Here is a 15,918-nt window from a genome sequence, read left to right on the forward strand (position 1 = left end):
CTACATCACCAGGTATCCCTGCAATCGTTCACCGGGAAGGCCAGCCTCCTTGCCCCGGGCAAGGGCACGAAGGTTCGCGACTTCATGCTTCTTCTCCTCAAGGTAGACCAGGATCGGAAGAATCGAGAACGGATAGCGCTTCGACATCCGCTCCATCTGCTCGAGCTGGACGCGGGTCAGCGCAACCTCGACCTCGTGAATTGCCTCCTTGCCCCGAATCTCCTCAAGCGTGTTTAAGAGCGGGACCATCCAGACCTGCCTCTTTAAAGCGTCGATGAACTCTTCTCGGTCCTCAATCGTTGAGAGCCGCTGCAGTTCATCCACCGAGAACGAGCCACCGGGGATCATCAGTTCCTTGATATCCTCGTGGATACGTCCGGCCCTCAGACGGAAGAGGTTCTGGATGTTCCGGATATCGATCTCGAGTTGAATGTACTTGAGGAAGATATCTCCACCCTTGACTCTCCCTTTTGCGTCTGTAATGAGCCGTGCATAGTAGTTCTTGTAGAGTTCGTTCTCCGCGTGGGCGAACGATCCGGACTCCATCGCACGAGGGAGTTCGCGCTCGAGAATCGGGTAGAACCGCTCATGCTTGAGCGCCTCGACAACCCGTTCCGGCGAGTCCTCAGCGAGAAGGCGGTCGAGAGCGACTTTGTCCAGCCTGCCGGCCGGGACCAGGACCTCCTTGATCTTGCCCGGCGCCATCCCCTGCATCTTGCCGCGCAGGATGGTGACAACGTTCTGGATGTCCCAGCGGCGCAGATAGCTGGCAGTGAAATGCTTCAGGTCCCCCGGCACGAGCTCCAGGATGCTCTGATACTCCTTGGCGAGGTTCCAGCTGAGCGCCACCTCGACGAGGTTGATACCGGAGAAGGAGGTGCCGAGTTCATCGATCTCGGACCGGTAGTTGGTCTCGCCGATGAACCGGGTGATCTCAGGCAGGCTCATATTCAGCATGCGGAGATAGTCCTCGCGCGGTATCAGCAGTGATTTGCGCACCCGCAGGCGGGTGCAGGCGTAGATGTACTGGGCTGATCCGCTACTTACCCCTGCCATATACGATCCTCCTTATGCAAACAGGATATCTGACGCATCCTTCAGGCTGGATTCCCAGATTTCGTCAAGGAATGTGCCGTAACTGTAGTCAAGTTGCAGCTCGCCGTCGCTACTCTCGACGATGATACCGCCGGGAATATCGACCGGGTCGCCCACGGTGTAGCCAGAGAGGGTCTTCAGCCGGGAGATGGTATCTTCAACAAGAGGGATGTCCCGCTCGTTTGCATGCACGACACCCTTCTTGATCACCTTTGCCGCTCTCTTCAACAGGTCTGTGAGCGCCTTCTCTTGGAACTCAGCAGGCAGGTCACCGATAGCAGCGAGTGAGGCCGAATAGACCTGATCCAGGAGCGTCTTCTGGGCGTTCAGGACCTGCCGTTTGACGACAAGGTTCGCTGCGGAGACTTCCTGGTTGATGATGTGAGTGGCTGCCCGGTCCGCCTCCTCTTTGGCCGAGAGTTTAATCTCGGCGGCCCGAGCCTGTGCCTCCTTCAGGATCTCCTCGACTTCAGCGCGGGTCTCTGCCCGAATCGCCTCGACCTCCTTTCGCCCTTTCTCCCGGATCTCGTTGACAACTGCTTCGAGTCCCATGGTTCACTCCATTAGAACAGAAGCAGCAGTGCAACCACAAGACCGAAGATGACGATGGTTTCGGGGATAACCGTAAACAGCAGTGCAAGACCGAACATATCCCTGTTCTCTGCGGTTGCACCGACCGCGGCCGCACCGATACCCATCTCACCGAGACCGGTACCGACGCCTGCAAGGCCTACTGCGAGACCTGCACCGACTGCCTTGAGACCAACCTGCGATGCCTGTACCATTTCAAGAGTTGTGCCAACATCTACCATTTCATTATTCCTCCGTAAACTTTGATTCCATACCGAATGGATTGTACCTCTTTCCTCCACCCTTGTAGAACTTGGTGAAGAATTCGACATAGTGAAGACGAATCGAGTTCAGTCCGCCACCAAGGATACCAAGCGCCGTGTTCAGCACATGTCCGAGGAGGAAGACGAGGATACCGACGATGATGATAACGACGCCCACCGCGCTGAGATTCTCAAGCTGCGGGCTGATCATCAGGTCGATAGCGATGTAGTTGACCACCATCGCGATGGCAACCGACGAGAGCCCCACCGCAGCCAGACGTGCATAGGAGAGCACGTGGCTGATGATTGTCGGGATCTCGATAACTTCAAGTACGTTCTCCTGAGCGATGCCGATAATGCCTCCAACCAGGAGCACGGCCCCGATAATGAACGCGGGGTTGAAGCCCATGACGACTGCAGGGAGCCAGGACAGATCGGGCATCAGCGGAATGGCGTACATCGACCAGATCATCAGGATGATACCCCACATGACACCAAGCCACCCGGCGTTCGAGAGGATCGCCTTTGTGGCGTGTTTGCCATGATACAGGTTCCTGGCGTTGATTATGCCCAGGATACGCCCGAGCGTGATGTGAAGGATACCGATCCAGATAGATACGACCAACAGTTCCGCAACCTGAGCCCCATGCTCCGCTGCGTGACCTCCGATGTTGAGGTGACGGCTGTAGATGATGGGCGCCCAGGGAAGTGAATAGCCGATGAACTCACTGTACAGCAGACCAAAGATGATGCTGACTATACTGGCGTTTCGCAGTGAAATCAGGAGTAAACGCCCGTCTCCTGCCTTGAAGAACTTTAGCAGGCCAAGAGACAGTGCTAGCAGGATCAGACCGTATCCTACGTCCCCGAGGATCATCCCGAAGAAGATCGGAAAGACGATCGCGACCATCAGGGTCGGATCGAGCTCGGCATACTGGGGACGGGAGTAGAGATCCATGAACATCTGCGAGGGTCGCGCAAACGACGGGTTGTCGTACTTTACCGGCACCGCATCGGTGTGTTCGATCTCCAGCTCCTCAAGGTAGATCTTCCCGCCGGTCGCCCGGACCAGGGCTTCCTTGACCTTTTCGAAGTTACGCTCAGGGATCCATCCTTCGGTGAGGAACGTCTCTTCCGTGGTAGCAAATCGCAACGGGGCCTCCGCCCGCTCTACGTCAGCCGTGAGTAGTTCATCGCATGCTACCAGAAAGTCGGCGTGCCTCTCCCGGATCCCTGCAATCTTTCCGTTGATCGCAGCAATCTCACCCTCGATCCGCCGGGCCTCTTCCTGGTGGGCCTTCAAGCGGTCGGCCGGCGCCCCGGTCTCATCCGGAACGGGAATTGCCTGGAACCCGGCATCGAGAAGCGTCCGTTCGACCTCTTCGCGGTGCTCGTTAGGCACCACGACGACGATCATGTTGCCGTCAACTTTGTCGGAAAAGTATTTCTCGTGAGGGGCGTCGATGGTTACGTCATGAGCGATATGCCCGGTGAATACGCTAAATCGCGTATAACCACGGTAAAGATCCAGATCCATGGGAACGGCAACGAACGGCTCAAGCTCCTTCGCACGTTGCTCGTGCTCCTTTTGTTGCGCCTCCAGTCTGGAACGCGAGGCGACAAGACCTTCTACCTCCTCTATGATAGCAGGCAGATCGGTCTGGATCATCGCCCGGACTTTCGATGCGGGAAGTTTTGCCTTAACCTCGACGCTCTCCGGGTCAATCCCGAACGCATTCTCAATGGCCCTGATCTTGATGAGCGCCGAGGCTGCATCGCTCGCCCCGGAAAGCGGGTGGCCGATCGATAGTCCGTCGCTAGAACCACTCTCCGGCACAAAGTCCTCGATATGATAGACATTGTGACGGTAGAGTTCCCTGACGATCGTATCGGTCTCACTCTTCGGGGCCACGATAAGCAGCCGGCGCATCCGTTCAGGCCTTAACATGCAGCTGCTCCTTGAATCGCGTAACAATGAAGTCTACAGCTTTTGCAAGGTTCTGGTTTCCCTGTGCTTTCAGCGCCTCTGCGCGCACTTTACCCTCATTGACGATCTCTTTGTATCTGTTCTGCGCCTGGGCCCGTGCCTCTGCAAGACGCTGATTCCTGTAGTCCGTGGCATCTTTTTGTGCCTTCTGGACCAGGTTGTCAGCTTCCAGCTCGGCGTCTGAGAGGCTTTTCTTCCTCTCGGCCTGCGCATCACGGATCATTGCCTGGTACTCTTCTTCAGTTTCCCTGATGCTCTTCAGGACATCGGTCTTCATCAAACCCTCCTTCTCACGGCTCATGAATATTTGATGAAAATAAGCATATATTTATTGTTGTTTGTCCGCTGAGTAGTTCTACTCATTCAGATGCTTTACTATCGTCCTGGGTGGCAGGTTCTGTATTGCAACGCCCCCAGGAACGCCGCCAAGCGAAACCCCGGAGAACTCTCCCGATGAGCAGAGGAGGTGCTGCTCAGGATGGGTTCCCCGCTGGATACCGCAGGCCAAAAGGATCTCCGGGGCGACCGAGACGACCATCGATAGCCTTTTTGAGCCGGGATGATCCTTCGGGAGAACGACAAGAGGGATATGGTATCGCCGGACCAGTTCGAGCATCATGCGTGCCTGCTCAACCGGCCCACCCTCCGGCATGGAGACGACGATGAGGTCGTCAGGGTCGACGGTCTGGCAGTACTCGTCGTCCGGAGTCTCGATCCAGAGCGTAAACCGTGAGGAAGCTTTCGCAACAAGCAGAAAAGAGTGTTCTCCCTGGATGAGAAGGAGTTCTCTGCCGAGAGGGACGATTCTTCCATCCTGCCCGGCAGATGGCTCTCCGGAAGTGCCACGCTCAGACTTCTTCGACATCTTCCGACTGGCAGCTCGGGCACATGGGCCGCTTTCCGATACCCTTGAATCGCTCGCCACACTCTTTGCAACGGTAACTCTTGCCCTTCACCCGCTCATCTAACTCGATATCGACTGGTCCACCGACTGTACACATATGGCATCACGAAGAAGAGATGGGAGGCAGAGGATAAAACCCTATCGTGATACCCCCGGGAAAACTGGTTCTCCTGCCCGTGCTTCGGGAATCACGACTACGCCGCAGAGAGAGGTGCCTGTGGAAAAAATGGTGATGATGAGAGTGATGAAGTGAATGACGACAAGCCCTTGGCATCATCCTCATGCACCGGCGCGTCGGGCGGATGCTCTCTTCTTCTGCACCTTCTGCCACTGCTTGAGAATGAACGCTGCAACGACGAGGATAAAGAGGGCATTGAAGATCGTCCATATGACCGGGTTCTCGAAATCCGTCCCGATCAGGTTCCCGTGCACGACGGCGAAGAGGAGCACGACATACATCAGGCCGTGCACCCATCGCCAGTATTTCGGGATATACTTTCGGAGTATTACGGCGGCGAACGCGATATACAGGAGGTAGAGTGCCGGCCGGCCTGCGAGTGCCCAGAACCTCTCCCAGGGCGAAAAGACCGGGATGAATACGGCGGGGTTCAATGACCCGATAGCAAGAGTCACAGGATGGAGCGTGGGAAGGAGAAGGCCGACGGCGGCGAAGGTATGGTGCACGGAAAGAAACGGTCTCCCAAAGACCTCCGTGATCTGTCGGAGGAACGGGGTTAGAAGGGTTGCAATGCTAAGAGCCAGGAACCCCCAGAGAGCGAGGAGACGGGCTATGACGTTGTACGGGCTCTCGTAGGGCGCAGTCAGCACCACAGCGCCGGTGAACGCATACAGGGCCAGGATGACGGCGGAAGCGAGCACGCCCGTCCGGGAGAGGGGCATGATTTCATGAAGAGGGGGAAGAAGGGATAAGGGTTTCGGGCCTGGTGTTTCAAGAGTGAGGAGAGCCAAGTCCCGGTGAGAACATTGGGAACTTAAGGGGCGCAACGTATGGGCGTAGATGTTAGGAGGCCCAGACGATAGGGATGTTAAAATAACTACGAGGGCATAGGGGCGTTGCTCATTTGCGGATTATAACTGTAGGTGAACTGAGCACCCAAGGGGGTTGCACCCCGGGCACGGATTTGAGGGGGACATCGCCATGACTGCCCCCGCCCCAGCGGGGCGGGGGAGGAGGCCGAAGGCCGGGAGGGGTGGGGGGAAAGACCTCCGCATTATTGTGGAGACAGGGGAGGGGGGCACGCCCCCCTCCCCGTCAGCCCCACCCCCAATTGCGATACCCACCCCGGTCCACTGTACGAGATTTTCCAAGACGTCGGTTTCACTTTAACTGCTATGGACGCCCAAAAACGTTCCAACCGCTGAGGGACTGATCAAAAAAAATAAAATCCCGGCCATCTCATCGACCGGAAAAATCCTATCCGCCCTCCCTATATCGAGATCCCCACCAGATGCAGCAGCACCAGGATCAGGGCGCCGGGGAGCCCACCAAGGGCGCAGATAAGAATGGATACGAGGTTGATCTGGATATCCGGAGCGCCGAAGAGGGCGAGGATATTGAAGTAATTCAGGAGCCAGAGGGTGATGAGCCCGGCTATGGCGTTGATAAGGAGTGTTAAGGCCTTCTTCATGAGATAGTAGAGCGCCGCGGCTATCGCCACGGCAAGAAGGATGGCGAGGATCTCTTCCATCATCGATTATCTATTTACCAATGATCTGCTGGTTATTTAACCGTATTGATGGAATTGTCAGCCGTCCGACGCGTCTTGTATCTTTTCCGAGCCCACCGATCTCCCGAAGCATCTCAAAGACGTTCCCGGCAAACATTGCCGTCCGGATGGGTTCGACGAGGTCTCCTCCCTCGATCCAGAAGGGGTTCGAGATCTCCACCGAGAAGTCGCCGGAGAATGGGTTTGCGGTATGGGCGCCCACGACGTCGTGGATCCAGACCGCTCGCTCGTCACCGGGCTCTTTTGTCCGCGGGCCGTCGACAAAGAGGTTGTGGAATCCGATCCCGGGCAGATCGCCCTCGGATCGAACGGCGCTCCCCGTACTCTTCTCACCGTAGCGGTAACCGGTCTTGAGGTCGTAGGCGAACTGCTGGAGGACACCCTGATCCACGAAGACCAGGCGGCGGGTCGGAGTCCCTTCGGCATCCCAAGCGGTGCTCGATAGACCCGGGGCGAACGGGTCATCGTAGACGGAGAGGTGCTCGTCAAAGACCGGCTCCCCGATCTTATCCGCAAGGAACGACCGGCCGGCCTTCACGTTCCGTCCTGAGAGGGCCGGGAGGAGGACCTGGCCGATGAGGCTTGCCGCCGCAACCGGGGAGAGAACGACGTCGTAGCGCCCGGTCTTGATATCGCTCCCTCCAACGGAGCGTGCGGCGAGCGAGGCTGCCTGCTCGCCGACCGATCCCGGATCGATCTCGGCACGGAACGGGGAGGCGTCGAACTCGTAGCCCGTGGACTGCTCCCGGATCGCCTCAAGGGAGACGGCCGCTACTGTCCGGTCCATGCCGTAGAGCGTGCCGCTCGTGTTTGCAACCATCAGGTACGACCGGGCGAGGTTTGCACCCCCGCCGACGACCTCCACCGGGTGCTCCGCGGCGCCGGAGAGAAGATCGTCGACCATTCCAGCAGCATCTTCCACCGAGACGACAAGGTTCGGGTCGGATGAAGAGGCAGTGCTCACAAGATCGGCCGGTTTCGGCAACCCTCCCCATTGCTGAGGGGTCGCAAGACGCCCGCTTGCGAGAGCAGCTTGGAGGCACTCTCTCCACCGATCCGGGTCGCTCGTGCTTGAGAATCCTATCCGGCCGTCTTTGATGGTCCGGATGGCTATACTCCAGGCCTCCGACTCCTCGGCACTGCCGAGGATCCCCTTCTTGATATCGGCGCTGACGCTCTGCCCACGGGCGTAGAAGACCTCGACTTCGTCGGCCAGTTTTTCTCCGTCCCGAAGGATCCTGTCGATCAGGTCTTCGCCGATCATTCGCCCCGCCCCCCGATGACTGCGTTCTCAAGCAGGAGGTGCGGCGCACCGTCGCTGACCGGCACGCTCTGCCCGCCTTTGCCACAGTATCCCGGGCTCATCCTCCGGTCGTTTCCAATGAGAGCGATATTGTGGAGCGTCGAGAGGATCTCCCCCGAGAGCGAGACATCTCTGACCATATCGGTCTTCTCGCCGCCCTCGATGAGATATCCGTACTCAGCGTTGAACTGGAAGACCCCTCGACCCGGGTCGACCTGGCCGCCGCGCGACCCGATGAGGAGGATGCCGTCCATGCACTCGGAGATGATCTCATCGTATGTTGCATCGCCGTTCTCGATGAACGTGTTGCTCATCCGAACAATGGGCGGCGCACCGTGCTCGGCCCGGGCGTGGCCCGCGATCCCGTTCCCCACGGCTGCAAGCGTCTCCCGGTTGTGGAGGTACGAGGTCAGGATGCCGTCGCGGATGATCTCGGTCCGCCGGACCGCGACGCCCTCGGCGTCGACAGGCATGAACCCGAACTCGTGAAGCGTCGGATCGTCCACAATGACGAGCCCCTCACACCCGATCCGCTCACCTATCCTTCCCCCGAGAACCGAGGCACCCTCGCGAATGAGGTCGCCCTCGCTCGCGTGGCCGACAGCCTCGTGGGTGAAGACGCCGGCGAGTTCCGGATCGAGTACAGCCCGGTGCGTCCCGCCTTTCGGGAGTTTTGCATCGAGCAGAGAGACTGCGATCTCCCCGGCCTTCCGGCCGAGGTCCTGCTTACCACGGAGGTTGAACCCGGTGATGACGTGGTCCCGTTCGCTTCCCATCTGCATCACCCCGTTTCGCGAGGCGACGGCGATGACCGAGAACCCGGACCGAACACTCTCATAGGAGTACTCGTTACCGGATGAGTCAAGGAACCGGACCGAATCGATCCCCTCGGTATAGCGCGCCCGGGTGTTTACCACCCCCGGCACACGTGCCGCATCCTCAATCCCGGCGAGCAGCCGGGTCTTCTCTTCAAGATCGATATCCCGCGGGTCCTCGCCGAGCGGCGGGACGGGGAGTGCGCCACGCGGCGCATCGGCAAGGTCGATCTCGTCCGCAGTCACCGCCGCAAGGCGAGCCGCTTCTTCAACGAGAGCGTTCAACTCGCGCTTCGAGTCGATCTCAACGTGGTCACGGGTAAGGAACCCCCAGCCTTTCGGTCCTAAGACCCGGATCACAGCTTTGTCAAAAAATGAGGTGCCTGCGGACTCGACCACCCCGTTATCGATATCGATAACGGTGGTCTCGCCCCGGACGCACCTGATATCATAGTATCTAACGTCAACCATACGGCATCAGACCGGAGAGCGCCCGACGTTCGAGTCGAAGATGCCGGTCGTCGGGTTGACCGCCAACTTCCGGAGCTTCGAGATGAACCCCTCGCGGTTCTCGGGCACAAGCGCGTTCTGGAGAACCTCCTCAATATGGTCGACGGGCACGATCTCGATCATCGAGCGGTACCGGTCTTCGATGAGAACGTCGTCCAGGTTCGAACGCGGTATGATCACCTTCTTGATCCCGGCTTTTGCCGCCGCCTCGATCTTGTAGGTGACCCCGCCGATAGGGAGGACATCGCCCCGAACCGAGAGGGAGCCGGTCATCGCAACATCCTGGCGCACCGGGATGTTCTCGATCGCGCTGATTACCGCTGTTGCAACGGTAACCGAGGCCGAGTCGCCCTCGACACCACCGTAGGTGCCGATGAACTGAATATGGATATCCATGTTCCTGATATCCTTGCCCGTGAACTTCTTGATGAGAGCGCTGACGTTCGTGATAGACTCTTTGGCTATATCCTTCAGAAGACCGGTCGCGACGACCGTGCCTGTCGCTCCCTGGCTCGGGGTCACCTCGGCCATCACCGGGAGCACCGAGCCGGAGTCGTTCCCCATCACGGCAAGCCCGTTCACCCGGCCAATCCTGGTGCCCTCGACGACGGCGAGGTCATAGTCGCGGCTCCGCCGGATGTACTCGTCGGAGATCTGGTCCTCGATCGAGCGGGAGGTCGATTTCGCGGCGAGGACATGCCTTGCCGAAGTGAACTCGGCTCCTTCCTGCCGGGCGAGATCCCCCGCTACACGGATGAGCCCGCCCATGTCACGGAGTTTCAGGGTCAGGTGCCCCTTCCGGTTCGAGCGGCGCCTGGCCTCGCGAAGCACCTCGATCATGGCGCTGCGGTCGAAGTGAGGGATCTTTCCGTCTTTCTTGACTTCCTGCGCGATGAACCGGAGGAACTTCTTCCGGTTCTCAGGGGTATCCTCCATCGTCTCGCGCATGTAGATCTCGTATCCGTAACCCCGGATACGCGACCGGAGTGCCGGGTGCATGCCCTGGATGGCATCGAGGTTCCCTGCCGCAACCATAACGAACCGGCAGGGAACCGGCTCGGTCCGCACCATCGCGCCACTCGAACGCTCGCTCTGGCCGGTGATCGGGAAGACCCCCTCCTGGAGCGCGGTCAGCAGGTTCTGCTGGGAGTGGGGGGTGAGGGTGTTGATCTCGTCGATGAAGAGCACGCCACCGTGAGCCCGGTGGATGGCCCCTCCCTCGACCCGGTCATGAGCCGGGGTCTCCAGACCGCCACTCTGGAAGGGATCGTGCCGGACATCGCCAAGGAGAGCGCCCGCGTGCGAGCCGGTGGCGTCGACAAAAGGCGCGGGAGCGTTCGGGTCGTGGGAGATCAGGAGCTTCGGGACCAGCGCCTCCTCGCGAGGCGTCGAGTACTTCAGCGCCATGAAGATGAACGCCGCGGCAATGATGCCCATAAGCCACTGGTAGGTGATGATTGCGTAGCCGATGATCCCAAAGATAAGAAGCATAATGAGGGTGCTCCTCATCTGGATCTTCTTCCTCGCCTCCGCCTTGTGGGCGGCAACGATCTGCTTGCCACGGCCCGCCGGCACGGTTCTGATGATGGGATTATTGTTATCTTCGGGGTTTGGGTAGACCAGGATGTCCTGCAGTTCTTCCTTCGGAAGGAGCTCGGCCATCGCTTTTGCCAGCATCGATTTACCGGTGCCGGGAGTGCCGATCATCATCACGTGCCTGCGCTGGACCGCGGCCTTCCGAATCACCTCGACGGCATGTTCCTGGCCAATGACCTGATCGATGAGATTCGGGGGGACATCGATATCAGAGGATGAACTCACCTCGAGGTCGGCAAAGAGATCCGTCTCTGCCAGATCATCATTTGTGAGCTCGATTTTGGGAATTTCTTCTGGAGTCGTTGAATCCATCGTCGGGTTTACCTCTTTGCTGCACTGGTACTTATATAATTTATTCATCAACGTTCAAATACTTTCTAGCAAAGGTGACCTATGAGAATAATTAGTACGGAACGATCCCAGGTCCTTGCAGCTCGCATCTCCGAAAAAATGGGCGTTCCTCTTGTTGAGACGAAATTCAGCAGGTTCCCGGACGGAGAAATGTATCTCCGTTGCGGAGAACTGGACAATGAGACATTGATCGTCAGCAGCATCGTGGACAATGATATGCTCGTGCAGACCCTCCTTGCAATCGACGCCGCCGATCAATCAAGGAACACGCTGGTGATCCCTTACCTCGGATACTCCCGGCAGGATAAGCGCTTCTTCCCGGGGGAACCGATCAGCGCCCGGGCGGTTGCTCGAGCCCTCTCGACAGGGATCGAGCGGGTGTTTGTGGTCAATGTTCATGACCCCGGGGTACTGAATCACTTCAAGGTTCCGGCCAAGAATGTCACGATCGCTCCCGCCATTGGCGGCTATGTCGGCGATCTGAACCTGAAGAACCCGCTCATTCTTGCTCCGGACGATGGAGCGATCGCGTTTGCAACCGATGTCGCGGCCGTCGGCGGATGGGACTGCGACCACCTGGAAAAGACCCGACTATCGGGCGAAGAGGTCAGAATTGCACCAAAGAGTATCGATGCCGACGGGAGAGATGTTGTGATCGTGGACGATATCATCTCCACCGGCGGGACCCTCGCGACCGCCGCATGCATGCTCCGCGAGCAGGGGGCTACATCCATCCACGCGGCCTGCGTCCACGGGGTGCTCACAAGTGGCGCCTACATGCGTCTGCGCTCAGCCGGGATCGCCTCGGTAGTCTCCAGCGACACCTACGAGAGCGCCTCAAGCTTCATATCTGCCGCGAATGCTATCGCCACCGCGATCAGAGAAGATGCTCACTATTGATGGAAGCCATCTCGAGGGTGGGGGGCAGATCCTCCGCCTGGCGGTCGCCTTATCGGCAATATCAGAGACGCCGGTCACCATCACCCGTATTCGGCAGAACCGGAAGAACCCCGGGCTCGCACCTCAGCATATTGCTGCAGTTAGGGCGGTCGCCGGGATGTGCGATGCGGAATGCCGGGGTCTCACACCCGGGAACAGCGAGATCACCTTCATCCCGGCGAAAATTCGCCGGGCCGACCTTGTAATCGATCTTGCGACCGCCGGGAGCATTCCCCTTATTCTGCAGGCGTGGCTCCCGGCTGCCCTCCACTCCGGCGGAAGCATCACGGTTCTCGGTGGTACCGAGGTCCCCTGGAGCCCGACCATCGACTACATGAACTTTGTATTCGCGCCGATTCTGCGCAACGCCGGTGCTACGATCGATATTGATGTGCTCGAGCGCGGTTACTACCCGCGGGGAAGGGGACGGGTACACGTCAGGGTGGAGCCATCGCAACTCGACCCGATCGTGATCCCGGAAGGAGAGCACGAGTGCGGGATCATCTCCTGCTCGGCGGGCCTCCCGAGACACGTCGTGGAGCGCCAGGCGAAAGCCGCCCGGGAACAGATCGAGAGCGACCTCAATCTCTCCTGTACAACGACGCTCGATCCCCGGGAGGGCAAGGGAGGAGTGGGGAGTTCGATCACGGTATGGAGCGGAGCAAAAGGCGCCGTCGCTCTCGGAAAGAGGGGGCTTCCCGCCGAGGAGGTGGGGCGGACGGCCGCGCGAAGCCTCATTCACGAGTGCCGTAGTCCTGGCGCAGTAGATATCTTCCTCGCCGACCAGCTCCTCGTCTACCTCGCCCTCTACGGAGGCGAGTGCAGCACCCATACGCTCTCGATGCACGCAAAGACCGCCTGCTGGTTGCTCTCGGAGTTTGGATACCACCTCACCTGCCGGGAGAACGATATCGTGGAGATTGCCGCATGAGACTCGTCCTCGACGCCTCGGTCTTCTTCTCTGAGATTCCGGTCGACGGCCCGGCATGGACCACGCCATCGGTCGTCGGAGAGCTTGGCGATATTCATGCAAAGTGCCGGTTCGAGGCGCTCGCGGCCACCGGGCTCTCGGTCAGGGAGCCACGCGAGGAGGACCTCTCGCGGGTTTGCGCAGCCGCCCTCGCGACCGGGGATGCCGGAGTCCTCTCTGCGACCGATCGTGACATCCTGGCGCTGGCTCTGGAGCTCTCGGCCGTCCTCGTCACCGACGACTTTGCAGTCCAGAACGTCGCTCACCACCTCGGCATCGAGACCAGGAGCATTCGACAGCGGCCCGCCCGGGCAATCCGGTGGCGTTACCGGTGCAGCGGATGCGGCCGTTACTCGCGAGAGCCGGGAGATTGTCCGGTCTGCGGTGCACCAATTAAAAGAAAACTTAAATAGATCGCTTGGAAATCTCTTCTCCATGACCGCGCTCGAAGAGTTGATCACGAAGGCAAAGGCACTCCAGGTAGAGGGGCAGACACCCGGCCAGATCTCCGACCAGCTGGGCCTCTCAATGGAGACGGTCACCTGGCTGCTCACTCAACAGAAGGGCATGGAAGCACCAAAAGACGTTCATATCGACTGGACGGCAGTGGGAAGTCATGGAGCGCTCCTCTCCGATATGGCGATGATGATGCTCAAGCGCTTCCTCTATATGTCAGAAGAGGGATGTGCTGCAAGTGAGATCGATGCAGTCGTCGGGATTGCGTCGTCGGGCGTCCCGCTCGCCACCCTCATCGCCGCAGAGGAGGGGCTGAAACTCGCGGTTTACCTCCCGGCAAAGCATAGCGGAAGCGAGACACCTACCGGTTCCCTCTCGGGCACCTTCTCCACGATCACCGGACAACGTTGCATCATCATCGACGATGTCGTCACAACCGGGACGACGCTCTCCGAGGCCATTCAGTTCATCCGGCGGCACGGGGCGACACCGGTGGCGGTCTGGTCACTCTTCGACAAGCGGGGTGTTCGGGAGGTTGACGGAGTTCCGGTCCACTCACTCTTTGTGGTATCACGGCTCGGATAAGAGCCCAATATTTTTACAATATGCTCGGAATCAGCCTCCTGAAGGGTATCGGACCGCATAATGCGGCCTTAAAGAACACCGGGCGCGTAGAGCCTACTGATGGGCGAACAAACCCTTGCGGTCGACCTGAACGCCTCGAAACACCGGCCACCATCGATTACTATATATAGAACCTCTGATCAAACCTAACGAACAAAGGAGGATTACACAATGCTTGCTGGACAGCCCATCGTTATTTTAAGGGAGAATGTTGAGCGCACGCGCGGATTTGAGGCGCAGCGCTCGAATATCATGGCTGCAAAGGCCATTGCGGCCGCCGTTCGGACCACACTTGGTCCCCGGGGAATGGACAAGATGCTGGTCAGCTCCACCGGGGATGTGGTGATCACGAACGACGGAGCAACCATCCTACATGAGATGTCCGTGCAGCACCCCGGCGGCAAACTCGTCGTCGAGGTTGCTGAGACCCAGGACGACGAGGTTGGCGACGGCACCACGACGGCGACCGTCCTCATCGGATCGCTGATGGAAGAGGCGGAGACTCTGCTCGCTCAGGAGGTTCACCCCACAATTATCGCGCACGGCTACCAGCTCGGCATGGAGAAGGCTCTCTCAATCCTCGACGAACTGGCCCTCACGATCGGGATCGACGACCGCGAGAACCTCAAAAAGATTGCCGGCACTGCCATGACAGGCAAATCCATCGAGGGTGTCAAGGACAAGATCTCCGATATTATAGTCGATGCAGTACGGCAGGTCGCGACCGAGATTGCTCCGGGCACCTACGCCGTGGACGAGGACGACATCAAGATCAAGAAGCAGGTAGGCGACTCTATGGAGGACGCCGAACTGATCCGGGGTGTCGTCATCGACAAGAAGCGTGTCTTTGAACAGATGCCGGAGAAGATCACGGGTGCAAAGGTCGCCCTGCTCTCCCAGCCGCTCGAGGTCACGAAGACCCAGGTGAAGTCGAAGATCAAGATCACCACCTCCGACCAGATGAAGGCGTTCAATGAGCAGGAGCGCGAGTCTCTCAAGAAACTCGCCGAGCAGATCGTTGCTTCCGGCGCAAACGTTGTCCTCTGCCAGAAGGGGATCGCCGACCCAGTGCAGTACTACCTCGCGAAACACGGCGTCTACGCCCTTGAAGACGTCAAAGAAGAGGACATGAAGTTCGCCGCGAAAGCGCTCTGCGGTACAATCGTCAATAAGCCCGAAGAGCTCAACGAGGTAACCCTCGGCAAAGCCGAAGCAGCCGAAGAGATCCCCGATACCGACCTGACGGTCATTTCCGGCTGTGAGAATCCAAAGGCCGTCACGATCCTCCTGCGGGGCTCCTCCCAGCTTCTGGTGGACGAACTTGAGCGGGCGGTCTACGATGCAACCCGGGTTGTCCAGGATGCCATCGAGGACGGGAAGTTCATCGTCGGTGGCGGCTCCCCGGAGATCGAGCTCCAGATACGCCTCCGCGACTACGCTACAACCGTCGGTGGGCGTGTCCAGCTCGCCATCGAGGCGTTTGCAAACGCATTCGAGGCCATCCCGAGGACGCTCGCAGAGAACTCCGGGTTCGATACGATCGACAAGGTTGTCGCTTTAAGAAAGGCCCACGCCGACGGTGCGAAGTACGCCGGGCTTGATGTCTATACCGGCGAGATCGTGGATATGCGTGAGGCCGGGGTCATCGAGCCGCAGCGCGTGAAGACTCAGGCCATCAAGAGCGCAACCGAGACGGCGATGCTCCTTATCCGTGTCGACGACATGATGATCACCCAGTCCGAAAAGAAGGGCGCAGCGGGAGCAAAGTAAGTCATCCACGCGAGGAG

Annotated in this window: 16 protein-coding genes; 5 read left to right on the forward strand and 11 right to left on the reverse strand. The window is 59.0% G+C overall.

Annotated elements, in window-relative coordinates:
- The 11 genes from MCUTH_RS10345 to lonB form a co-directional block, all read right to left on the reverse strand.
- Entirely contained in the window at window positions 1-1,056 is a 1,056-nt protein-coding gene (locus MCUTH_RS10345; protein ID WP_066958713.1) for a V-type ATP synthase subunit C, read from the reverse strand.
- Between the two features lie 12 nt (window positions 1,057-1,068).
- Entirely contained in the window at window positions 1,069-1,647 is a 579-nt protein-coding gene (locus tag MCUTH_RS10350) for a V-type ATP synthase subunit E family protein (protein ID WP_066958716.1), read from the reverse strand.
- 11 nt (window positions 1,648-1,658) lie between these two features.
- On the reverse strand, window positions 1,659-1,907 hold the full coding sequence (locus MCUTH_RS10355; protein WP_066958717.1) for an ATPase: 249 nt from the start codon (window positions 1,905-1,907) through the stop codon (window positions 1,659-1,661).
- Between the two features lie 4 nt (window positions 1,908-1,911).
- Window positions 1,912-3,876: a V-type ATP synthase subunit I gene (locus tag MCUTH_RS10360; RefSeq protein ID WP_066958719.1), complete on the reverse strand. Its 1,965-nt coding sequence runs from the start codon at window positions 3,874-3,876 to the stop codon at window positions 1,912-1,914.
- Entirely contained in the window at window positions 3,863-4,216 is a 354-nt protein-coding gene (locus tag MCUTH_RS10365) for a V-type ATPase subunit subunit G family protein (RefSeq protein WP_318010077.1), read from the reverse strand. The genes MCUTH_RS10360 and MCUTH_RS10365 overlap by 14 nt, the downstream gene beginning before the upstream one ends.
- 54 nt (window positions 4,217-4,270) lie before the next feature.
- Complete coding sequence (locus tag MCUTH_RS10370) at window positions 4,271-4,780, reverse strand: alpha/beta hydrolase (protein WP_066958722.1); 510 nt, start codon at window positions 4,778-4,780, stop codon at window positions 4,271-4,273.
- Window positions 4,781-5,098: 318 nt separating this feature from the next.
- Window positions 5,099-5,719: a hypothetical protein gene (locus MCUTH_RS10375; RefSeq protein ID WP_066958723.1), complete on the reverse strand. Its 621-nt coding sequence runs from the start codon at window positions 5,717-5,719 to the stop codon at window positions 5,099-5,101.
- 548 nt (window positions 5,720-6,267) lie between these two features.
- Complete coding sequence (locus MCUTH_RS10380; RefSeq protein ID WP_066958724.1) at window positions 6,268-6,531, reverse strand: pro-sigmaK processing inhibitor BofA family protein; 264 nt, start codon at window positions 6,529-6,531, stop codon at window positions 6,268-6,270.
- A 7-nt stretch (window positions 6,532-6,538) separates the two neighbouring features.
- Window positions 6,539-7,831, reverse strand: a complete 1,293-nt coding sequence (locus MCUTH_RS10385; RefSeq protein WP_066958725.1) for a TldD/PmbA family protein — start codon at window positions 7,829-7,831, stop codon at window positions 6,539-6,541.
- Window positions 7,828-9,156 carry a TldD/PmbA family protein gene (locus MCUTH_RS10390; RefSeq protein WP_066958726.1) on the reverse strand — a complete coding sequence of 443 codons (1,329 nt, stop codon included), beginning with the start codon at window positions 9,154-9,156 and terminating at the stop codon, window positions 7,828-7,830. The genes MCUTH_RS10385 and MCUTH_RS10390 overlap by 4 nt, the downstream gene beginning before the upstream one ends.
- Before the next feature lie 6 nt (window positions 9,157-9,162).
- The gene (gene lonB / locus MCUTH_RS10395) at window positions 9,163-11,103 is read right to left on the reverse strand and encodes an ATP-dependent protease LonB (RefSeq protein ID WP_066958727.1); all 1,941 of its coding nucleotides are present in this window, start codon (window positions 11,101-11,103) and stop codon (window positions 9,163-9,165) included.
- A gap of 81 nt (window positions 11,104-11,184) precedes the next feature.
- Here lonB and MCUTH_RS10400 point away from each other — a divergent pair, with 81 nt between their 5' ends.
- The 5 genes from MCUTH_RS10400 to thsA all read left to right on the forward strand — a co-directional run bounded on the left by MCUTH_RS10400 (window position 11,185) and on the right by thsA (window position 15,901).
- Window positions 11,185-12,042: a ribose-phosphate diphosphokinase gene (locus tag MCUTH_RS10400; protein ID WP_066958728.1), complete on the forward strand. Its 858-nt coding sequence runs from the start codon at window positions 11,185-11,187 to the stop codon at window positions 12,040-12,042.
- Window positions 12,029-13,012: an RNA 3'-terminal phosphate cyclase gene (gene rtcA / locus MCUTH_RS10405; protein WP_066958729.1), complete on the forward strand. Its 984-nt coding sequence runs from the start codon at window positions 12,029-12,031 to the stop codon at window positions 13,010-13,012. The genes MCUTH_RS10400 and rtcA overlap by 14 nt, the downstream gene beginning before the upstream one ends.
- On the forward strand, window positions 13,009-13,464 hold the full coding sequence (locus tag MCUTH_RS10410) for an NOB1 family endonuclease (protein ID WP_066958730.1): 456 nt from the start codon (window positions 13,009-13,011) through the stop codon (window positions 13,462-13,464). The genes rtcA and MCUTH_RS10410 overlap by 4 nt, the downstream gene beginning before the upstream one ends.
- A gap of 22 nt (window positions 13,465-13,486) precedes the next feature.
- A complete protein-coding gene (locus tag MCUTH_RS10415; RefSeq protein ID WP_066958731.1) occupies window positions 13,487-14,092 on the forward strand; it encodes an orotate phosphoribosyltransferase-like protein in 606 nt (201 codons plus the stop codon).
- 210 nt (window positions 14,093-14,302) lie between these two features.
- The gene (thsA, locus tag MCUTH_RS10420) at window positions 14,303-15,901 is read left to right on the forward strand and encodes a thermosome subunit alpha (protein ID WP_066958732.1); all 1,599 of its coding nucleotides are present in this window, start codon (window positions 14,303-14,305) and stop codon (window positions 15,899-15,901) included.
- Window positions 15,902-15,918 lie beyond the last annotated feature (17 nt).

Origin of the sequence: Methanoculleus thermophilus, from assembly GCF_001571405.1 — an archaeon.
Taxonomy (GTDB): Archaea; Halobacteriota; Methanomicrobia; order Methanomicrobiales; family Methanoculleaceae; genus Methanoculleus; species Methanoculleus thermophilus.

Coding starts and splice junctions, on each gene's coding strand:
- MCUTH_RS10375 (WP_066958723.1), bottom strand. CDS start 5,719: ATGCCCCTCTCCCGGACGGGCGTGCTCGCTTCCGCCGTCATCCTGGCC.
- MCUTH_RS10350 (WP_066958716.1), bottom strand. CDS start 1,647: ATGGGACTCGAAGCAGTTGTCAACGAGATCCGGGAGAAAGGGCGAAAG.
- thsA (WP_066958732.1), top strand. CDS start 14,303: ATGCTTGCTGGACAGCCCATCGTTATTTTAAGGGAGAATGTTGAGCGC.
- MCUTH_RS10385 (WP_066958725.1), bottom strand. CDS start 7,831: ATGATCGGCGAAGACCTGATCGACAGGATCCTTCGGGACGGAGAAAAA.
- lonB (WP_066958727.1), bottom strand. CDS start 11,103: ATGGATTCAACGACTCCAGAAGAAATTCCCAAAATCGAGCTCACAAAT.
- MCUTH_RS10365 (WP_318010077.1), bottom strand. CDS start 4,216: ATGAGCCGTGAGAAGGAGGGTTTGATGAAGACCGATGTCCTGAAGAGC.
- MCUTH_RS10380 (WP_066958724.1), bottom strand. CDS start 6,531: ATGATGGAAGAGATCCTCGCCATCCTTCTTGCCGTGGCGATAGCCGCG.
- MCUTH_RS10360 (WP_066958719.1), bottom strand. CDS start 3,876: ATGTTAAGGCCTGAACGGATGCGCCGGCTGCTTATCGTGGCCCCGAAG.
- MCUTH_RS10415 (WP_066958731.1), top strand. CDS start 13,487: ATGACCGCGCTCGAAGAGTTGATCACGAAGGCAAAGGCACTCCAGGTA.
- MCUTH_RS10410 (WP_066958730.1), top strand. CDS start 13,009: ATGAGACTCGTCCTCGACGCCTCGGTCTTCTTCTCTGAGATTCCGGTC.
- MCUTH_RS10400 (WP_066958728.1), top strand. CDS start 11,185: ATGAGAATAATTAGTACGGAACGATCCCAGGTCCTTGCAGCTCGCATC.
- MCUTH_RS10355 (WP_066958717.1), bottom strand. CDS start 1,907: ATGGTAGATGTTGGCACAACTCTTGAAATGGTACAGGCATCGCAGGTT.
- rtcA (WP_066958729.1), top strand. CDS start 12,029: ATGCTCACTATTGATGGAAGCCATCTCGAGGGTGGGGGGCAGATCCTC.
- MCUTH_RS10345 (WP_066958713.1), bottom strand. CDS start 1,056: ATGGCAGGGGTAAGTAGCGGATCAGCCCAGTACATCTACGCCTGCACC.
- MCUTH_RS10370 (WP_066958722.1), bottom strand. CDS start 4,780: ATGTCGAAGAAGTCTGAGCGTGGCACTTCCGGAGAGCCATCTGCCGGG.
- MCUTH_RS10390 (WP_066958726.1), bottom strand. CDS start 9,156: ATGGTTGACGTTAGATACTATGATATCAGGTGCGTCCGGGGCGAGACC.